19 protein-coding genes are annotated in these 19,674 nt (G+C 71.0%); 8 read left to right on the top strand and 11 right to left on the bottom strand.

Going from position 1 to position 19,674, the window contains the following annotated elements; all coding sequences use genetic code 11:
- Positions 1–61: 61 nt before the first annotated feature.
- Together glpK and AC3WRV_RS01395 are read left to right on the top strand one after the other, a co-directional pair.
- A complete protein-coding gene (gene glpK / locus AC3WRV_RS01390) occupies positions 62–1,591 on the top strand; it encodes a glycerol kinase GlpK (protein WP_492311877.1) in 1,530 nt (509 codons plus the stop codon).
- Positions 1,588–2,664 (top strand): phosphotransferase family protein, encoded by a 1,077-nt coding sequence (locus tag AC3WRV_RS01395; protein WP_492311878.1) that lies wholly within the window; start codon positions 1,588–1,590, stop codon positions 2,662–2,664. Before glpK ends, AC3WRV_RS01395 begins: the two co-directional genes overlap by 4 nt.
- Here AC3WRV_RS01395 and AC3WRV_RS01400 read toward each other — a convergent pair.
- The 7 genes from AC3WRV_RS01400 to ccmC form a co-directional block, all read right to left on the bottom strand.
- Positions 2,661–4,376, bottom strand: a complete 1,716-nt coding sequence (locus tag AC3WRV_RS01400; RefSeq protein WP_492311879.1) for a CHAT domain-containing protein — start codon at positions 4,374–4,376, stop codon at positions 2,661–2,663. The two genes, AC3WRV_RS01395 and AC3WRV_RS01400, sit on opposite strands and share 4 nt — an antisense overlap.
- Positions 4,376–5,023, bottom strand: a complete 648-nt coding sequence (locus AC3WRV_RS01405) for a hypothetical protein (RefSeq protein WP_291839982.1) — start codon at positions 5,021–5,023, stop codon at positions 4,376–4,378. Before AC3WRV_RS01405 ends, AC3WRV_RS01400 begins: the two co-directional genes overlap by 1 nt.
- A 135-nt stretch (positions 5,024–5,158) precedes the next feature.
- Positions 5,159–5,818 carry a DUF1223 domain-containing protein gene (locus AC3WRV_RS01410; protein ID WP_291839985.1) on the bottom strand — a complete coding sequence of 220 codons (660 nt, stop codon included), beginning with the start codon at positions 5,816–5,818 and terminating at the stop codon, positions 5,159–5,161.
- Between the two features lie 173 nt (positions 5,819–5,991).
- Complete coding sequence (locus AC3WRV_RS01415; RefSeq protein ID WP_291839988.1) at positions 5,992–6,249, bottom strand: hypothetical protein; 258 nt, start codon at positions 6,247–6,249, stop codon at positions 5,992–5,994.
- 68 nt (positions 6,250–6,317) lie between these two features.
- Positions 6,318–6,884: a DsbE family thiol:disulfide interchange protein gene (locus AC3WRV_RS01420; RefSeq protein ID WP_291839991.1), complete on the bottom strand. Its 567-nt coding sequence runs from the start codon at positions 6,882–6,884 to the stop codon at positions 6,318–6,320.
- Complete coding sequence (ccmD, locus tag AC3WRV_RS01425) at positions 6,881–7,111, bottom strand: heme exporter protein CcmD (RefSeq protein ID WP_492311880.1); 231 nt, start codon at positions 7,109–7,111, stop codon at positions 6,881–6,883. Before ccmD ends, AC3WRV_RS01420 begins: the two co-directional genes overlap by 4 nt.
- Positions 7,111–7,833, bottom strand: a complete 723-nt coding sequence (gene ccmC / locus AC3WRV_RS01430) for a heme ABC transporter permease CcmC (protein WP_492311881.1) — start codon at positions 7,831–7,833, stop codon at positions 7,111–7,113. The genes ccmD and ccmC overlap by 1 nt, the downstream gene beginning before the upstream one ends.
- 93 nt (positions 7,834–7,926) lie before the next feature.
- On the opposite strand from ccmC, the gene AC3WRV_RS01435 reads away from it, so the two are divergent.
- From AC3WRV_RS01435 to AC3WRV_RS01445, 3 genes are all read left to right on the top strand, one after another.
- Complete coding sequence (locus AC3WRV_RS01435) at positions 7,927–8,151, top strand: alkylphosphonate utilization protein (RefSeq protein WP_055754537.1); 225 nt, start codon at positions 7,927–7,929, stop codon at positions 8,149–8,151.
- 75 nt (positions 8,152–8,226) lie between these two features.
- Positions 8,227–9,744, top strand: coding sequence for a S41 family peptidase (locus tag AC3WRV_RS01440; protein WP_492311882.1), 1,518 nt, complete (start codon positions 8,227–8,229; stop codon positions 9,742–9,744).
- Positions 9,745–9,830: 86 nt separating this feature from the next.
- Positions 9,831–11,318, top strand: a complete 1,488-nt coding sequence (locus AC3WRV_RS01445) for a S41 family peptidase (protein WP_492311883.1) — start codon at positions 9,831–9,833, stop codon at positions 11,316–11,318.
- Positions 11,319–11,330: 12 nt separating this feature from the next.
- On the opposite strand, the gene ccmB is transcribed toward AC3WRV_RS01445, so the two are convergent.
- The gene (ccmB, locus tag AC3WRV_RS01450) at positions 11,331–11,984 is read right to left on the bottom strand and encodes a heme exporter protein CcmB (protein ID WP_492311884.1); all 654 of its coding nucleotides are present in this window, start codon (positions 11,982–11,984) and stop codon (positions 11,331–11,333) included.
- Between the two features lie 8 nt (positions 11,985–11,992).
- Entirely contained in the window at positions 11,993–12,601 is a 609-nt protein-coding gene (gene ccmA, locus AC3WRV_RS01455; protein WP_492312708.1) for a heme ABC exporter ATP-binding protein CcmA, read from the bottom strand.
- 192 nt (positions 12,602–12,793) lie between these two features.
- On the opposite strand from ccmA, the gene acnA reads away from it, so the two are divergent.
- Positions 12,794–15,523, top strand: a complete 2,730-nt coding sequence (acnA, locus tag AC3WRV_RS01460) for an aconitate hydratase AcnA (RefSeq protein ID WP_492311885.1) — start codon at positions 12,794–12,796, stop codon at positions 15,521–15,523.
- A 78-nt stretch (positions 15,524–15,601) separates the two neighbouring features.
- Here the strand turns inward: acnA and AC3WRV_RS01465 are convergent, their stop codons facing one another.
- Positions 15,602–16,303 carry a LytTR family DNA-binding domain-containing protein gene (locus AC3WRV_RS01465; protein WP_492311886.1) on the bottom strand — a complete coding sequence of 234 codons (702 nt, stop codon included), beginning with the start codon at positions 16,301–16,303 and terminating at the stop codon, positions 15,602–15,604.
- 202 nt (positions 16,304–16,505) lie between these two features.
- On the opposite strand from AC3WRV_RS01465, the gene AC3WRV_RS01470 reads away from it, so the two are divergent.
- Entirely contained in the window at positions 16,506–17,468 is a 963-nt protein-coding gene (locus AC3WRV_RS01470) for an alpha/beta hydrolase family protein (protein ID WP_492311887.1), read from the top strand.
- 230 nt (positions 17,469–17,698) lie between these two features.
- Here the strand turns inward: AC3WRV_RS01470 and AC3WRV_RS01475 are convergent, their stop codons facing one another.
- Positions 17,699–18,568, bottom strand: a complete 870-nt coding sequence (locus AC3WRV_RS01475; protein WP_492311888.1) for an isoaspartyl peptidase/L-asparaginase family protein — start codon at positions 18,566–18,568, stop codon at positions 17,699–17,701.
- Between the two features lie 104 nt (positions 18,569–18,672).
- Between AC3WRV_RS01475 and AC3WRV_RS01480 the strand changes: the two genes are divergently transcribed.
- Complete coding sequence (locus AC3WRV_RS01480) at positions 18,673–19,674, top strand: NADPH:quinone oxidoreductase family protein (RefSeq protein WP_492311889.1); 1,002 nt, start codon at positions 18,673–18,675, stop codon at positions 19,672–19,674.

Consider the following 19,674-nt stretch of genomic DNA (forward strand, 5'->3'; position numbering starts at 1 on the left):
CCGCTGATCATGAGCAGGGCTCGTCCTTGCCTCGCCACTCGCCACTCGCCACTAATCACGCATGAAGAGCCTCATCCTCGCCATCGACCAGGGCACGACCTCCACCCGGGCCATCGCTTTCGAGCGCGCCTCGCCTCAAGCAGCGCAAGGCGCGGTAGGCGACAAACATGTCGGCGGCCTCAGGCCCGTGGCGGTCAGCCAGATCGAGCTGGAGCAGCATTTCCCCCGTCCGGGCTGGGTCGAGCATGACGCCGCCGAGATCTGGGCCGCGACCCTGCAGACCTGCCGCGAGGTGGTGCGCAAGGCGGGCGGCGTCGGGCGGTTCGCCGCCATCGGCATCACCAACCAGCGCGAGACCTCGGTGCTCTGGGACGCGGCCACCGGGGAGCCCCTGCACCGGGCCATCGTCTGGCAGGACCGGCGCACGGCGGCGGCGACCGGCGAACTGGCGGCCGCGGGTCATGAACCCGGGGTGCAGGCGGCCACCGGCCTGATCCTCGACCCTTATTTCTCCGCTTCGAAATTCGCCTGGCTGCTGGACGCCGTCCCGGGCGCGCGGGCGCGGGCCGAGGCGGGCGAGGTCAGGCTGGGCACGATCGAGACCTGGCTGATCTGGAAGCTGACGAACGGAGCCAGCCACGTCACCGACGCCACCAACGCCAGCCGCACCTCGCTGATGGACCTGCGCACGCGGGCCTGGCGGCCCGAGCTGGCCGAACTGTTCAATGTGCCGATGGCGGCCCTGCCCGAGATTCGCGGCTGCGCCGATCACCTGGGCGACTCCGAGCCGTCCCTGCTGGGCGCGCCCCTGCCGATCCACGGCGCGGCGGGCGATCAGCAGGCCGCGCTTGTGGGACATAGCGCGCTGAAGGCTGGGGACGCCAAGATCACCTACGGCACCGGGGCTTTCCTGGTGGCCAACGTCGGCGCGGCGCCCATGACCTCGACCAGCCGACTGCTGGGGACCCTGGGCTATGAGGCGCAGGGCGTGGCGGCCTATGCGCTGGAGGGCTCCATCTTCTCGGCCGGATCGGCGATCCAGTGGCTGCGCGACGGGCTGAAGGTGATTTCGGAATCGCGCCAGTCCGAGGCCATGGCCCAGGGGCTGAAGGACAACGGCGGCGTCTATCTGGTTCCCGGCTTCACCGGTCTGGGCGCGCCGTGGTGGGAGCCCGAGGCGCGCGGAACCATCGTCGGCCTGACCCGCGACAGCGGCCCCGCCCACATGGTCCGGGCCGCGCTGGAATCGCTGGCCTACCAGACCCACGACCTGCTGGAGGCGCTGGAGAAGGACGGGGCCCCGAAGCTGTCGGTGCTGAAGGTCGACGGCGGGGTCACCGCCAACGCCTTCGCCATGCAGTTCGTGGCCGACATCTGCGATGTCACGGTGGAGAGACCCGCCTTCCAGGAGATGACGGCCCTGGGCGCGGCCAAGCTGGCGGCGCTGGGGTGTGGGCTGATCGACACGCTTGACGCAGCGCCCGCCGAGGCTCCGGCTGTCTGGCGTCCCCGCATGGCCGCCGATGAGCGCGGGCGGCTGCTGAAAGGCTGGCGCGGCGCCGTCAAGGCCGCCATCATCGCCGCGCAATGACCGACACCCAGACCGATCCCCAGTCGACCTTCTCCGGCACCCGTGAGGTGGACGCCCGATCCGCCCTGGACGAGGCCGCGCTGGCTGCTTGGCTGACGGCCCATGTCGAGGGCTACGCCGGCCCGCTGACGGTGCGCCAGTTCAACGGCGGCCAGTCGAACCCGACCTATGAGCTGTCCACGCCGGGCCGGACCTACGTCCTGCGCCGCAAGCCGCCGGGCACGCTTCTGCCCAGCGCCCACGCCGTGGACCGCGAGTTCACCGTCATCTCGGGCCTGCACGCCCAGGGCTATCCGGTCGCGCGACCCTGGGCCCTGTGCACCGACGACGCCGTCATCGGCTCGATGTTCTACGTCATGGACAAGGTCGAGGGCCGGGTCCTGTGGGACCTCAAGCTTCCGGGCCTGGAGGCCGCCGAGCGCCGCGCCATCTATGACGCCCAGGTCGACGCCCTGGCCGCCCTGCACCGCTTCGACCCCGTGGCCATCGGCCTGGGCGACTACGGCAAGCCGGGCAATTATTTCGAGCGTCAGGTCGGGCGCTGGACCAAGCAGTACCGCGCCTCCGAGATCGATCCGATCCCGGCGATGGACCGGCTGATCGACTTCCTGCCCGCCACCCTGCCGCCGGAAGGGCCGGCGCGGATCGTCCATGGCGATTTCCGTCTCGACAACCTGATCCTCGCTCCGGACCGGGCGGAGGTGCGCGCCGTCCTCGACTGGGAGCTGTCGACCCTGGGCGATCCAATGGCCGACTTCTCCTACCTGCTGATCGCCTGGGCCATTCCGCAGTCGGTGCGCAACGGACTGGCCGGCGCCGATCTGGAGGCGCTGGGCATTCCGTCCGTCGATGAGGTGGTCGAGCGCTATGCGGCGCAGACGGGGGGCGAGCGGCCCCGGAACCTCGACTGGCTGTTCGCCTACAATCTGTTCCGGCTGGCGGCCATCTGCCAGGGCATCGCCGGGCGGGTCCGCGACGGCACCGCCGCCTCGCCGCAGGCGAAGAGCATGGCCGCCCAGGTGCCCTTCCTCGCGGAAGCGGCCTGGAGCTACGCCAGGAAAGCCGGGGCCTAGCCCGGCTCTCCCACCAGGGTGAAGGCCGCCCAATAGGCCGGATGCGACCAGCGGCGTTCGGCGCGGACAGCGCGCTGGCCCGCCTGCAGGGCCCGGGCGCGGACGCCGGGATCGCCCGCCGCATGGCTGTCCAGATCGGCGAAGGTGGCGGTGATCAGGGTGGTGGTCGCCGCGTCCGACACCTCCCAGTGCGAGACCATCACCGACCGCGCCCCGGCGTAGAAGAAGGCCCGCGCCAGGCCCGACAGCCCCTCCCCGCCCGGCCGCCCGTCGGAGGCGGCGGTGTTACAGGCGGACAGGACCACGAACTCGGCGTTCAACCGCAGCTGGGCGGCCTCGGAGGCGCTCAGATAGCCGTCGTCGGCCTCGGTCGCCTCGTCCGGCGGGGTCATGACCAGCCCCGGCTCGGCGGCGGCGGAGCCCGCCATCAGGCCGTGGGTCGAAAAGACCACGAAACGCGCCCGCGACAGGGCGGCGAAATCGACCGCCCGCACCGCATGCTCGGTCGCCTCCGCTCCGATGCGGACGATGGAGTCGGGATAGCGGGCCTTGAGCGTCTCCAGCTCCAGCCGCGAGCCGCGCAGATAGGGCAGGGCCTTCAGCCGGGCCACATCGGCCAGGCGGCCGTCCATCACCGTATCGGCGGCGGGCGCGCCGCGCGTCGGATCGACGGGGGCGCCGGTCAGCAAGGGCGCGCCGAAGGCGGCCAGCCGCAGGGGCGTGGCCGAGGCCGTCCGGCGCGGCGCGGCGGCGGTCGGCATGGCCGGGCAACCCGGGCTGCGCGCCGCCGGATCGGCGACCAGATAGCAGCGCAGGGCCCGCAGGCTCGACACCGCCGGCAGGCTGGCCAGGGCGTAGCGGTCGGCCAGCCAGGGCGTCGCCGCCAGCGCGTCCAGATCGGCGTCCTCGCCCCGGGGCGGCGCCGTGGTCAGCACCGACAGCGGCAGGGTCGACAGGACGCCCGTGGTGACGGTGATCAGGGTGGTCTTGTCCTTGAAGGTCTCCTCCACCGGCAGGATCAGCTCGGAATAGAGGCGATAGCTCTCGGACCGGTCGAAGGGCGCCGGCTGCCGGCCCGCGAACAGGGTCGGGTCCACGTCGTCGCCGCGCGGCGCGGCGGTGGCGCTGAGCGAGAGGCGCAACGTGTCGACCGCCGCCTTGAGCCGGGCCTCGTCCAGCGTCTCGGACCGGGTCCAGGCCACCCGCTCGCGGGTCACGGCCCAGACATAGGTCGCCTCCGGATTGGCCAGCACCAGCAGCAGGCCCTCGTCGGGGCGCAGCAGCTGCTGGGTCTCGGCGATCGACAGGGCGCGCGGACTGGTCAGTTCGGAATAGGCGGGGAAGCGCGCCTCGATATCGGCGTCGATGACCCCCAGCCGGCCGGTGGCCGCCTCCCAGTCCGACTGGGTGCGGGTGCGGACCGCGAGGTCGGCCGGGTCGGTGGAGGCGTAATGGCGCTCCAGCTCGCGCTCCAGCCGGTCGCGGCGGACGATCAGGTCCTCCCGCTCCTCGGCCAGCCGGCCCAGCGCGTCGTCGCCCTGGGCGAAGCGGGCGGACACGCGGGCCAGGGCGTCGGCGGCGTCCGAGGCGATGGCCCACTGGGCGGCCTCGAAGGCCTCGGCGCGCAGGGTCTCGGGCGTGTCCGGATCGGCCGGCGCCGCGCCCGCCGCGAGCAGCAGGCCGATCGCCGCCAGGACCCCCGCCCAACGCATCAGTTGCTCAGCACCTGGATGCTGGTCCAGACATCGCCCCGGTTGGAGATGGCGACGCGCATCTTGCCCCCGGTGCGCGAGGAGACGGTGCAGACCGGATAGTGGTCGCCGAAGCCGTCGCGGCAGACCGTGGCTCCGCGCTGATCACGGATGGTCAGGTCGATGTCGGTGTCGCCGTCGCCGATGGCGGCGACCCGCAGCACCTCGCCCGCGCGGGCGTCGACCTCGAAGCCCCAGCTTTCCCGGGCCTGCAGCTGTTTGACGGTGAACACCGGCCCCGCGCCGAAGGGCGAGGAGCGGACGCCGCGCGTCATGGGCTCGCGCAGGCGGTCGATGGCGTCGATGATCGGCTGGTTGCCCGCCGACAGGGCCGCCGCCTCGTCCAGCAGGCGGCCGGGGGTCAGGATGGGCTCAGGCCCCTCGCCCTGACGGACGGGCACCTCGGACAGCAGCCGGGCGGCCATGATCAGGGCGCCGGCGTCGCCGCGTTCGCGGCCCCAGGCGGCCAGTTCGGCGGCGGTGACGGCCTGGGCGACCCCGCGGGCCTCGGGCGAAACGGCGGACTCGGGGTCAGGCGAAAACGCGGCCGCCCCCGCGGCCGCGGCCAGGACGGCGGCGACCGCCAGCCCCTTCAAGACAGGCTTCATGCCGACCATGCGCGGATCCCCCAATGCCGTCGCCCCAATCGCCAGGAACGACGTCTCGGGGCCGATCATGCACTGTGCGGGCGTACGAGAGAACAGGGTACTGATTGAAGCTGACGACGGGACCGGCGCCGAAGATCAGCGGCTCTCCAGAACGGCCCCGTTCAGGATGCGTCGGTCCGCGCGCGACTGGACCAGGACGGCCACGGCCTGGTCCGCCGACGGCGCGTCCGGCAGGGCGTAGAGGACCGGGCGGCCGGCCCAGGGGCCCAGCACCCGCACGGACCGGACCACGTTCACGTGCCGGACCTTCTGGCCGCGGTTGTCGCCCGAGGCGATCTCCACCGTCTGCGCACCCGGCGTGTAGAAGACGGCCACCACCTCGGCTCCACCTGACGGCGGACGGCCCGAGCCGACGCCGACACGGTCCCCGGTCTCGCGGAACTCGATCTGGGGCGGGAAGGTGCGGCGAAGCCCCTCCTCGTCGATGGCGGCCTGCAGCGCCTCGGCGGTGGCGGGGGCCTGACGGCGGCCGTCGATCACCACCTGCGGCGTCGAGACGTTGCGCAGGCGCAGGGCGTGGCGATAGTCGCGCTGGCGCTGGGCGAACTCGGGGCGGGCGAAGGTGTCGGCCCAGCCCAGATAGTCCCAGTAGTCGACGGCGTAGGTCAGGACGATCACGCCCGGTTCGGCGGCCACGGCCTCGACATGGGTGTTGGCCTCGGGACAGCCGGCGCAGCCCTGGGCGGTGAACAGTTCGACCACGACCGGCTCGACCGGCGTCGCGCGATGGCGCACGCGCGTCGCCGACGGCTGGGCCGAAGAGGCCGCCGCAAGCAGCGCGGTCAGGGCGACCGCGACAGGAAGTGTCCACCCCCGAGTACGCATGCGGACACCTTAATCACGCCGGACCGGCCAGTGGCGGTCATTTTCGCGTGAGGGGCGCGTCAGATCCGTCCGCCGACCGGCCTTCAGACCCGGATATCGAGCAGGCTGCCGGGTCGGGTCGACCGCAGGGCGGCGTCGCCTTCGGCGGGCCGGGCCGCGACCGAGCGGACCGGGGTGTCGCGCACCGGGGCCGGTGCGACGGGCGCGGCGGCCTGGACGGCGGGAGCCGAGGCGTTCGACAGGGCCGCGTGGAAAAAGGCCGACCGCGAGGTCTGGACCGGAGACGGCGGCGTCTGCGACGGGAACAACGGCGACGGAACGGGCGGGCGAATCGCGCTCATGCCGACAGGGTTAATGAAAACCGTCGGAAATGGGTTAACGCCCGCCCCGCAAGGGTTCTAGCGGCCCCTCAGCGGCGGGTGGCGGTCGGCAGGGGGCGCGGCGGGGCCTGGATGGCGGCGACCAGACGCTCGATCTCGGCGTCCTCCAGCATCGGTCCGGAGAATTTCGCCACCACATTGCCCATGGCGTCGACCGCGAAGGTTTCGGGCGCGCCGGTGATGCCCAGATCCAGCCCGGCCCGGCCGTCCTGATCCATCAGGACCATCGAATAGGGATTGCCCAGTTCGTCGAGGAAGGCGCGGGTCTTGGCCGGATCATCCTTCCACGCCACCCCGACGACGGCGACGCCGCGCGCCTGCAGAGCCATCAGCTTGGGGTGCTCCGCGCGGCAGGGCGTGCACCAGCTGGCGAAGACGTTGATCAGCATCGGCTTGCCGACGCCGGCGGTCTTCAAATCCACATGGCCGGGTCCGGCCTGGGCCCCGGTCAGCATGGGCAGGACCGTTTCGGGCACAGGCTGGCCGACCAGAGCCTCGGGCTTGACCGAGGGATCGCGCTTCAGCGACCAGCCGATGAACAGGGCGGCCAGGGCGACCAGCACCACCAGCGGAACGACGGCGAACCAGCGGCTCATTCTTCTTGCCCTAACGCGCGTCGCGCTCCTTGAGGGCCTTCTTGCCCTACCGCGCCTTGCGCGGCTTGAGGGCGGTCCGGATCGTTCTCCAGCCGCTTCAGCTGCGCCGACCAGCGGCGGGCCGCCAGCAGGGCGCGAGCGGCGAGCGCGGCCAGAACCACGGCGCTGATCCCCCAGGCGGGCCAGACGTAGGCGGCGTATTTGCCCATGTCGAAGTCGAGCATCATCAGGCCTCCAGAGCCTTGCGGGCGCGGATGGACAGCACCCGGCGGCGCACGATCTCGGTGCGGATGGCGGTGATCCAGACGGCGAGGAAGAAGACCAGATAGGCCCCCATCATGACCAGCAGCGGAGCCAGCATACCCTCCGCCAGCGACGGCCCGTCGGAGCGGATCAGGGAGGCGGGCTGATGCAGGGTGTTCCACCAGTCGACCGAGAATTTCACGATCGGCAGGTTGATCAGGCCGACCAGGCCCAGCACGGCGGCGGCGCGCGCCGCCTTCGCCTCGTCGTCGATCGAGGCCCGCAGCGCCATGTAGCCGATGTAGAACAGCAGCAGGATCAGCTCGCTCATCAGCCGCGCATCGCCCCAGACCCACCAGGCGCCCCACATCGGCTTGCCCCACAGGCTGCCCGTGACCAGCGCCAGAAGCGTATAGGCGGCTCCCGGCAGGGCGGCGGCGCGGGCCGCGGCGTCGGCCAGCGGGTGGCGGAACACCAGGGCGAAGAAGCTGGAGACGCCCAGCGCGCCGTAGATCATCAGTCCGACCGAAGCGGCGGGGACGTGTACGAACATGATCCGGACGGTGTCGCCCTGCTGGTAGTCCTCGGGGGCCGTGAAGGCGAGCCATGTCCCGACAATCAGCAGCACGACGGCGGCGCCCCACAGCACCGGAACGAGCGGGCGCGTGAAGCGGGCGAAGCGGTCGGGATTGGCGAGGCCGAACATGATCGGGGTCTTTAGTCGCCTATCGCGCGTCGCGCTACTTGAGGCGTTGCGGGAGCCGTGTGCTAGAGCGTCGCGCTCAGAAGAGGACCGATCATGACCGACGACGTGACCAAGGATTCCAACGGCAATATCCTCGCCGACGGCGACAGCGTGACCCTGATCAAGGACCTCAAGGTCAAGGGTTCGGGCGGGGTGACGCTGAAGCGCGGAACCCTGGTCAAGAACATCCGCCTGACCGGCGACACCGACGAGATCGAGGCCAATGTCGAGAAGGTGCGCGGCCTCGTCCTGCGCACCGAGTTCGTCAAAAAGGCCTGAGCAACCTTACGAAGGCTTAAGTGGCGGCGCCCTGACGGCATGGCTACCCCTGGGAGCGAACCGAGGGGATGCTTCATGACCGCCACCGCCCGAACCCTGCTGACCGCCGCGGCGCTGGGCCTGATCGCCGTCGCGCCCGCCCACGCTCAGGAAGCGGCGGCCGCACCGTCCATGACCGCCGACCGCGACTGGTCCGCCGCCTTGGTGCACGACGCCACGGCCCTGCACGACATCATCGCCGACAGCCATCCCGGGATGCACGATCCCCTCAACCCGGGCTTCCGCGCCAAGGTGGATGAGGGGCTGGCCCTGGCCTTGCGCCGTGCGCGGACGACGACCGACGCCGGCGGCTGGTGGTGGGCGTTGCGGGCCTATGTGGCCAGCTTCGACGACGGCCATGTGCAGATCGGCATGAAGGACGGCTCCTATGGCTTTCCGGCCCGCTGGCCGGGCTTCCTGACCGCCTATCGCGGCGCGAACCAGGTGGTGGCGGATCGTCTGGCGGACGACCCCGCCGCCCCGCCGCTGGACGCGCGCCTGATCGACTGCGACGGCGTGGGCGCAGACCGCCTGGCCGAGACGCGGGTCGGCGGCTTCCGCGGCCGCTGGTTCCTGCAGTCCCAGCACGCCCTGCTCGGCGACTGGGTGTTCCTGAACGCCTCCAACCCCTGGATCACCGAGATGCGCGAATGCCGCTTCGAAAGCGGCGGCCAGACCCGGTCCTATGCGCTGAACTGGCGGGCGATCGAGGCCGCCGACCTGTCCGCGCGCCGCAACCAGCTGAACCAGCGCTTTTCCCCCGAGTTCGGTTTGAAGACGATGGATGACGGCGGCCTGTGGCTGTCCATGCCCTCGTTCAACAGCGCGCCGGGCAGCACGGCCTATGTCGCCCTGACCGCCCTGCTGGCCGAGGCGCAGGCGAAGCAGGAGGCGCTCAGGACGGCGCCCTGGGTCGTGCTGGACCTGCGCGGCAACGGCGGCGGCTCTTCGCACTGGAGCGACAACCTGGCGACGCTGATGTGGGGGGAGGACTGGCGGCGCACCCATAGCCCGCCGTCCAGTGACGCGGTCGACTGGCGGGTTTCGGACGGCAACATCGCCGAGATCGTCACCTTCATGGATCAGTTGAAGACGGCCGGCGGCGACGCTGACGTGATCGCCTGGGGGGATCGGGCGATCGTGGGCATGCGCGCCGCCCAGGCCGCCGGACAGGTCTATTGGCGGGAAGCGGACGACGCGTCGAAAGACGCCTCCGAAACGCCCGCTCCAGCAGGCCCGGCCCCGGTCAATCCGATGCGCGGCCGCGTCTTCGTCCTGACCGATTCCGGCTGCGGCTCGGCCTGTCTGGACGCGGTCGACATCTGGAAGGCGGCGGGCGCGGTCCAGATCGGCCGTGAGACCTCGGCGGACACCGTCTACATGGAGGTCCGCGACGCCGACCTGCCCAGCGGCCTAGCCGGCGTCGGCGTGCCGATGAAGGTCTATCGCGGCCGGGCTCGCGGCAACAACGAACCCCAGCGCCCGACACACGTCTACGACGGCGACATGAGCGACGACGTCGCCCTGGCCGCCTGGGTCAGATCGCTCGGCTAGGCGCGCTTGTGGCGCGCGCCGAACTCGGAAAGAACACGGGCGCCGGATTTCCGGCGCGCCTTCCGCAAGGAAGAGAGGGACATCCAATGAAGACCACGGCCGCCATCGTCACCGGCCTTTGGGCTGTCCTCGCCGCCCCCGCCCTGGCCCAGGAGACCGCCCCCCAGGCGTGGATGGCGGAACCCCGCGACTGGTCCGCCACCCTGGTCCAGGATGCGACGGCGCTCCACGACATCGTCATCGACAGCCATCCGGGCGTCCACGACCCCCTGAACCCCGCGTTCCGGGGCCGGGTCGACGCCGGCCTGGCGCTGGCGCTCGAACGCGCCAGGACCACGACCACGCCGGGCGGATGGTGGTGGGCGATGCGGTCCTACGTCGCCGGCTTCGATGACGGCCACGTGCAGATCGGCCTGAAGGCCGGCTCCCTGCCCATGCGCTGGCCGGGCTTCCTGACCACCTATCGCGGCGCGGATCAGATCGTGGCCGACCGGGACGAAAGCGATCCGGAGGCCCCGCCCCTCGGCGCCCGCCTGATCGACTGCGACGGCGTGTCCGCCGAACGGCTGGCCGAAGAGCGCATCGGCGCCTTCCGCGGCCGCTGGTTCCTGCAGTCGCAACGGGTCACCTTCGGCGACTGGCAGTTCCTGAGCGCCGCCAATCCGTGGGTCACGGAGATGCGCACCTGCCGTTTCGAGAGCCACGGCCAGACGCGCGCCTACGCCCTGAACTGGCGGTCCGCCGACGGCGTGGACCTGCCCGCCCGCCGGGCCCGGCTGTCGCAGCGCGCCCATACCGCCATCGAAATGAAGACGCTGGCGGACGGCGGCTACTGGCTGTCCGCGCCCAGCTTCAGCGGCGGACCGGACAGCGACGATTTCCGCAACCTGACGGCCCTCATCGCCGAAGCCCAGGCGAAACAGGCCGACCTGCGTCAGGCCCCCTATGTCGTGCTGGATCTGCGCGGCAACGGCGGCGGCTCGTCCCGTTGGGGAAGCCGGCTCGCCGTGGCCCTGTGGGGTATCGACTGGGCGCGCGCCCACAACCTGGCGCCGATCGAGGCGATCGACTGGCGGGCCTCCGAGGCCAACCAGGCCCGGATGCAGGCCTATGCCGACGAAGCACGGGCCGCCGGCCAGGACGCCAATGCGATCGCCGACTTCGAGTCCACCGCCACCGCGCTCGGAGCCGCCCGCGCCGCGGGTGAAGTTTACTGGCGCGAAGTCGGCAGTCCTCAACCGGCCCGGCCCGCGGCCGAGCAGTTGGTCCGGGGCCCGGTGTTCCTGCTGACCGACCCGGTTTGCGCCTCGGCCTGTCTGGACACCGTGGACCTGTGGAAGGCCCTGGGCGCGATCCAGGTCGGCGCCGAGACCTCGGCCGACACCGTCTACATGGAGGTACGCGCCGCCGCCCTGCCGAGCGACCGGGCCGATGTCGCCATTCCGATGAAGGTCTGGCGCGGCCGGGCCCGGGGCAACAACGAACCGCAGCGGCCGGTCCACCTCTATACCGGCGACCTCAGCGACGACGCCGCCGTCCAGGCCTGGATCGCGGGTCTGGCGGCCCGAAACTAGCCCCGTCCAAAACTAGCCCTGGGCGTTGCGGATCGCCGCCGCGCCCGCGAAGGGCGTGATGAGCCCCGCGAACAGGACATAGGCGACCAGGAAGGCCAGCGCCGGGGCGGGCGACTGGCCGTTGGCGGCCCGCTCCAGCGCGCCCGCGCCGAACACCACCGGCGGGATGAACAGGGGCAGGACGACCACCGCGATCAGCAGGCCGCCGCGCCTGGACCCCAGGGCCAGGGCCGCGCCCAGCGCCCCGGTCAAAGCGAAGCCGAGGCCGCCGATCAGGGCCGCCAGCGCCGCCAGCGGCGCCAGCGACGGCGGCAGGCCCAGGGTGATGGCCGCCACCGGCGCGGTGACCGCCAGGGGCCAGCCGACCGCCAACCATTGCGCCTTCGCCTTGGCGATGACCGCCAGTTCCAGAGGGACGGGACCGAGGGCGATCAGGTCCAGCGTCCCGTCCTCGAAATCGCGTTCGAACAGCCGCTCCAGCGACAGGATCGACGAGACCGCCAGCGCCACCCAGGCGACGCCGCCGGCCACGGGCTTCAGCCCCGCCGGGTCGCCTCCGGCCGCCAACGGGACCAGCACGGTCAGGCACAGGAAGAAGCCGCAGGCCAGCAGGGGTCCGCCCCCGCCCGCCCAGGCCAGCGACAGCTCGCGCCGCCACAGGATCATCAGCGCCCTCACCGGCCCGCTCCGATATCGAGCGAGCGGTGGGCGACGGGCAGCGGGTCGTGGACTGCGGCGATGATGGTCCCGCCCCGCCCCACATGGGCCTGCATCAGCAGACCCAGCGCCGCGCGCCAGCGGGCGTCCAGCGGGCTGAGCGGTTCGTCCAGCAGCCAGATCGGGCGCTGCACGGCGATCAGCCGCGCGAAGGCCAGGCGGCGGCGCTGGCCGGCGGACAGCTTGCGCACCTCCAGGTCCAGCAGGGGCTCCAGCGCCAGCACGTCGACCGCGGCCGCGACGCCGTCGGCCCCGGCGCCCAGCCATTGCGCCTGAAAGGCCAGCTCCTGTCGGGCCCGGCGCGCGCCCTTCAGCCCATCCAGATGGCCGAGCCAGTGCAGGTGTTTCGTCCGCGCCTCGACCGGATCGACGCCGGCGAAGGCGACGGTCCCGGCGTCCGGGCGCAGGAAGCCGGCCAGGGCGCGCAGCAGGCTGGTCTTGCCCGCGCCGTTGGCGCCGGTCAGGGCCAGGACCTCTCCGGACACGGCTGAAAACGACAGATCGCGGAACAGGACGCGCTCGCCGCGGGACAGGGTCAGGCCGTCGACGGCGATCATCAGGCACATCCCCAGTTGCGAACGTCTCTCAATACCCATGTCGCCGACATGGATTCATGGACGGACAACGGAACCCTCGCTATATGCGCGGTCGCCGCAGCAGGCGTTCGCCGCGCGCGTCGGGGACCTGTGCGCCCCGCCGTCAGCCGCGCGAGCGTGCAACCGGATTGTCGGGCGGCGTTGACCAGAGGAAGCCTCTCCATGCCGTCGAACGACAGCCTCAAGACCCGTCAGGACCTTTCCGTCGGGCGCAAGAAATACGCCTATTACAGCCTTCCCGCCGCCGAGGAAGCCGGTCTGGCCGGGATTTCCCGCCTGCCGCGCTCGATGAAGGTGCTTCTCGAGAACCTGCTGCGCAACGAGGACGGCGTCTCGGTCACCGAGGCCGACCTGCGCGCCGTCGCCGCCTGGATCGAAAACAAGGGCTCGGTCGAGCACGAGATCGCCTTCCGCCCGGCCCGCGTCCTGATGCAGGACTTCACCGGCGTTCCGGCCGTCGTCGACCTGGCCGCCATGCGCGACGCCATGAGCGCCCTCGGCGCCGACGCCACCAAGATCAACCCGCTGAACCCCGTCGACCTGGTCATCGACCACTCGGTGATGGTCGACCATTTCGGCACCGCCGGCGCCTTCAACCAGAACGTCGAGCGCGAGTATGAGCGCAACATCGAGCGCTACAACTTCCTGCGCTGGGGCTCGTCGGCCTTCAACAATTTCCGCGTCGTGCCCCCCGGCACCGGCATCTGCCACCAGGTGAACCTCGAGAATCTGGCCCAGACCGTCTGGACGCTGGAAGAGGGCAAGAAGACCGTCGCCTATCCCGACACCGTCGTGGGCACTGACTCCCACACCACCATGATCAACGGCCTGGCCGTCCTGGGCTGGGGCGTCGGCGGCATCGAGGCCGAGGCGGCCATGCTCGGCCAGCCGATCCCGATGCTGATCCCGGAAGTCATCGGCTTCCGCCTGACCGGCGCCATGACCGAGGGCACGACGGCCACCGACCTGGTGCTGACCGTCACCCAGATGCTGCGCAAGAAGGGCGTGGTCGGCAAGTTCGTCGAGTTCTTCGGTCCCGCCATCGCCGGCATGACCATCGAGGACCAGGCCACCATCGCCAACATGGCCCCGGAATACGGCGCCACCTGCGGCTTCTTCCCGGTGTCGCGCGCGACCATCGACTATCTGACCGCCACGGGCCGCGACAAGGCGCGCGTCGCCCTGGTCGAAGCCTACGCCAAGGCTCAAGGCCTGTGGATCGACGAAACCTCGGAAGACCCGGTCTTCACCGATGTGCTGGAACTGGACATCTCGACGGTCGTGCCGTCGCTGGCCGGCCCCAAGCGTCCGCAGGACAAGGTCGAGCTGACCACCGCCGCGCCCCAGTTCGAAACCGCCCTGGGTGAAGTCTTCAGCCGCCCGGCCGACGCCCCGCGCGTCAAGGTCGAGGGCGAGAAGTTCGACCTGGGCGACGGCGACGTCGTCATCGCCGCCATCACCAGCTGCACCAACACCTCCAACCCGTCGGTCCTGATCGCCGCAGGCCTGGTCGCCCAGAAGGCCAACAAGCTGGGCCTGAAGGTCAAGCCGTGGGTCAAGACCTCGCTGGCCCCCGGATCGCAGGTGGTCACCGACTATCTGACGGCCGCCGGCCTGCAGAAGGAGCTGGACGCCCTGGGCTTCAACCTGGTCGGCTACGGCTGCACCACCTGCATCGGCAACTCGGGTCCGCTGGCGGAGACCGTCTCCAAGGCGATCAACGACAACGGCCTGGTCGGCGTGTCGGTGCTCTCGGGCAACCGCAATTTCGAAGGCCGCGTGAACCCGGACGTCCAGGCCAACTACCTGGCCTCGCCGCCGCTGGTCGTCGCCTACGCCCTGGCCGGCTCGATGCGCATCGACATCACCAAGGATCCGATCGGCCAGGACAAGAAGGGCAAGGACGTCTTCCTGAAGGACGTCTGGCCGACCACCGCCGAGATCGCCGCGATCCAGAAGAAGTCGGTCACCCCGGCCATGTTCGCCAAGCGCTACGCCGACGTGTTCAAGGGCGACAAGCACTGGCAGGCCATCAAGGTCACCGGCGGCCAGACCTACGCCTGGGACGACAGCTCGACCTACGTCGCCAACCCGCCGTATTTCGAAGGCCTGTCGATGGAGCCGACCCCGGTCACCGACATCGTCGAGGCCCGTGTGCTGGCCATCTTCGGCGACTCGATCACCACCGACCACATCAGCCCGGCCGGTTCGATCAAGAAGACCTCGCCCGCCGGCGCCTATCTGACCGGCCGCGGCGTCGACGCCCTGGACTTCAACAGCTACGGCGCCCGCCGCGGCCACCACGAAGTCATGATGCGCGGCACCTTCGCCAACATCCGTATCCGCAACAAGATCACGCCGGATATCGAAGGCGGCGTGACCAAGCATTTCCCGTCGCAGGACACGATGTCCATCTATGACGCGGCCATGCGCTACCAGTCGGAAGGCCGCCCGCTGGTCGTCTTCGCCGGCAAGGAATACGGCACCGGCTCATCGCGTGACTGGGCCGCCAAGGGCACCCGCCTGCTGGGCGTCCGCGCCGTCATCGCCGAAAGCTACGAGCGCATCCACCGCTCGAACCTGGTCGGAATGGGCGTCGTGCCGCTGCAGTTCAAGCAGGACGGCTGGCAGAAGCTGAACCTGACCGGCGAGGAGATCGTCACGATCCGCGGCCTGTCGGACGTCAACATCGGCAAGCTGCGTCCGCGTCAGGACCTGTGGGTCGAGCTGTTCCGTCCGTCGGACGGCAAGATGGCCCGCTTCCCGGTCCGCTGCCGCATCGATAACCAGACCGAGCTGGACTACTTCAAGGCCGGCGGCGTCATGCCCTACGTGCTGCGCAACCTCGCCGGCGGCGCGACCCCGGCGCCGGAAGCCGTCGCGGCGGAATAGACCTCGGCGACAGCTTGAAAAGACAACGGCCGCTGGAGCGATCCAGCGGCCGTTTTCTTGTCCGTCTTCAAGAACCGCTCAGTCGTCGAGCCAGCCCTGGGCGCGCAGTTCGCCCACCCTCGCCCGCGACACCGGCGCCTCCAGCCCGCCCGTCAGCCGTAGCCGCAGGTTCCGGCCGTCCTCGAGCACGCCCTCCACGGCGGAACGGGCGACCCACCACGAGCGATGGGTTCGCGCGCCCTCCACGCCCTGCAAACCGGCCATCGCCTGCGACAGCGACATCAGGACCAGGGTCGAGCCGCGCGGGGTGTGAACCCGGACGTAGTGGTCCTCCATCTGCAGGCACAGGACCTCCCGCCCCAGCGCGGGCGGCAGGCGGTCACGCGGGTCCGCCGATCCCGCGTTCGCCTCGGCGCCCCCGGGACGACGCTTCACCCACCACAGCAGCGCGGCCGTGGCGATCAGGCTGACCACCACGGACTGGGCGTACCACTCCAGTCGCGGCACCCGTCCGACCTCCGGCCACATGGCGCCGGCCAGCACGCGGCTGAGGATCGCGGCGGGCAGCGCCAGAACCGCGATCACCGGCGGGACCCAGATCCAGGCGGAGATGCGCCGTCGCGCGGCGACGCCCGCGATCCACGGCACGGTCAGACCGAAGACGGCCCAGCCGCCCCACAGGCTGAGCACCCAATAGGCCACCCGCCCCGGAAGCGGACCGTTGGAATAGCTGCCGAACGGCCCGATCACGCCCAGCAGCAGGCCGAGCGCCGTCGACACGGCGAACCCCGCCGCTGTCGAACCTGTCCCCCATCGTTTCAGCAGTCCCGAATCCATCGGCCGATCCTGACACAGCCTGATGGGATGCGCATTCGCGCCCGGTGGCCGGATCACGCGCCCGTTGGCCCGTTCACGCAATCGGCGTGGCGGGGCGGGTCCGCAGGCGAAAGAAGATGGCTCCCGCTTTTTCCGGAACCGCCTCATGTCCCTGACCGCCGTCCTCGCCGCCATCGCCCTCGCCGCCGCGCCGTCCGTGTCGCCGCCTCCGTCCGCGTCCGCGACACAGGCCGCCTCGCAGGCCGCCGCGCACGCTGACGCCGTCACCTTCACCCGCCGCACGATCCCCGACGGCGATGTCGTGGTCGAGGTCGGCGTCTGGCGCCCCGCCCATGCCACCGCGGAGGCCCGCCTCCCGCTGGTGGTCATCTCGCACGGCAACGGCGGCGACTATCGCGGACATGACGACACCGCGCGCGCCCTGGCGGCCGCCGGCTTCATCGTCGCCTCCCTGACCCATACGGGCGACAATTGGCGCGACCAGAGCCGGGCCACCGACGTGGCCCTGCGGCCGCGCCAACTGTCCCTGCTGATCGAGGCCATGGTGCGGGAGCCGGATGTCGATCCGGACCGCATAGGCGCCTTCGGCTTTTCGGCGGGCGCCCTGACCGTCCTCACGGCGGCGGGCGCGGAGCCTGATCTGGCGCGCGTGGCGGCGCACTGCCGGAGCCATCCGGCCTTCTACGACTGCGCACTGATCGCCGCCCGGGGCATCCCGGCTTCGGGTGCGGACGCGGTCTGGACCCACAATCCCCGCATCAGGGCGGTCGTCGCCGCCGCCCCCGCGCTGGGCTTCACCCTGACGCCCGAGCGCCTGGCCGCCGTCACCCAGCCGGTGCAGCTGTGGCGGGGAGAGAACGACCGCATCCTGCCGTCGCCCTTCTATGTCGAGCCGGTGCGCGACGGCGTGCCCCGTCCGCCGGAGTTCCACACCGTTCCGGGCGCCGGTCATTTCGACTTCCTGCCGCCCTGCTCGGCGCAGCTGGCGGCCAACGCCCCGATAATCTGCGCGCCCACCCCGGGCTTCGACCGGGCGGCCTTCCACGAGACCTTCAATCGCGAAATCGTCCGCTTCTTCCGCCAGGCGCTGGTCAGCGGAAACCCCTGACGTCCGACCAGCGCGCGCGGCCTCGCCGGGCACGGCTGAAGACGACAACGTCCCAGCGTGTCGCCCGCAGGGAAATTCCACGCATGCGACCGTATCTGACGGATCGCGACGCCATAATGCCGGCTATGAACCGGCCGCAGCCAGCATCCGCACTGTGCGACTCTTCCACGTCATGGAAATCAGTGACTTACGCGGAAGTTTCGCACTGTTCGCACCCGCTTTTTCTGCGATCAGCGCCCGAACACCTCGACCCCGACCTCGCCCGTGGTCGTCAGCCAGGCCCGCTTCATGCCCTGGCTGTTGAACGGGGCGGCGATGGCGCCGTCGCGGTCCAGGGCGATCAGGCCCCCGTCGCCGCCCAGCGATCCGATGTCGTCGATCACGGCGCGCGCGGCCTCGCTCAACGATTGACCGGCGGCCACCCGCCACGCCGTCTGGGCGCAGGCGGCGACGCGGATGAAGTATTCGCCCTGGCCGGTGCCCGAGACGGCGACGTTTCCGTCGGCCCAGGTCCCCGCCGCCGGGATCGGCGTGTCGCCGACCCGTCCGGGCATCTTGCCGAACACGCCCGCGGTCGAGGTCGCGGCGGCCAGCCGGCCCTCGGCGTCCAGCACGCAGCAGCCGACCGTGCCATGGCTCAAGGTTCCCGGCGGATGATTGTCCTCGCCCTGACCGGCGCGGGTGAACCAGGCCTCCTCGTCGGCGATGGGCTCCAGCCCCTGGTCCAATGCGAACAGGGCCGCCCCCTCCCCCGCCAGCATGACGTGGGGCGTGCGGTCCATGACGGCGCGCGCGGCGATCACCGGATTGCGGAAGCCCTGCAGGGCGGCGACCGCGCCCGCCCGGCGGGTCGCGCCGTCCATGATGCTGGCGTCCAGCTCATAGGCGCCGGCCAGGTTGGGCGAGGCGCCCCGCCCGGCGACGTACAGGCCGGAGTCCTCCAGCATCGTCACCGCCTCGACGGCGACGTCCAGCGCCGACGCCCCGGCGTCCAGACGGGCCTTCATGGCCTCCACCACCTCGCGCATGTGCACGACCTCGCGGTCATAGTTGCGCTCGCGCCGGGCGCCCGCGCCGCCGTGGAGGATGAGGGCCGTCATTCGCTCTGTCTCCTGATCGCCTCTTTTCAACGGGCGTGGCGCTGCTTAGCGTCCCAATGACGCGAGCGCCACGGGCGAGCGCTCCCTCCTCCCAAGGATCAACAATGCGCGCAGTTCTCTCCAAGGCCCCCGGCGGCCCCGAAACCCTGGTGGTCGAGGAGGTCCTGGACCCCCGTCCGATGAAGGGCGAGGTCGTCATCGAGGTGAAGGCCATCGGCGTGAACTTCCCCGACACCCTGATCATCGAGGACAAATACCAGTTCAAGCCGCAGCGGCCCTTCTCGCCGGGCGGCGAGGTGGCCGGGATCGTCGAGGCCGTCGGCGAGGGCGTGAAGGGGATCTTCAAGGGCGATCGGGTCATCGCCGTGCCCGGCTGGGGCGGCATGGTCGAGCGGCTGGCCGTGCCCGCCGCCTCGGTGATCAAGATCCCCGACGGGATGGACTTCCAGACCGCCGCCGCCCTGGTGATGACCTACGGCACCTCCTACTACGCCCTGAAGGACCGGGCGCAGCTGAAGGCGGGTGAAAGCCTGCTGGTGCTGGGCGCCGCGGGCGGCGTCGGCGTCGCCGCGGTTGAGCTGGGCAAGGCCATGGGCGCGCACGTCATCGCCGCCGCCTCGACCAACGACAAGGTCCAGTTCGCCCTGGAGGCCGGCGCCGACAACGGCCTGATCTATCCGTCGGGCAAGATGGACAAGGCGGCCCAGAAGCAGCTGTCGGGCGAGCTGAAGCTGGCCTCGGGCCGCGACGGTCCGGACGTGGTCTATGACGGCGTAGGCGGCGACTATTGCGAGCCGGCCCTGCGCGCCATGGACTGGAACGGCCGCTATCTGGTGGTCGGATTCCCGGCCGGCATTCCGTCCCTGCCGCTGAACCTGACCCTGCTGAAGTCGGTGTCGGTGATCGGGGTGTTCTGGGGCGCGGCCGTGGCGCGCGATCCGGACATCCACGCCGCCAACATGGCCGACCTGTTCAAGTTCTGGAGCGAGGGCAAGATCCGCCCGCGCATCAGCCGCACCTTCCCGCTGGAGCGCGCCCACGAGGCGATCCAGGCCCTGGGCGACCGCTCGGTCATGGGCAAGGTCGTCGTCACGATCGAGGACTGA

Source organism: Brevundimonas sp. EU05-FHT14B11, from assembly GCF_058790835.1.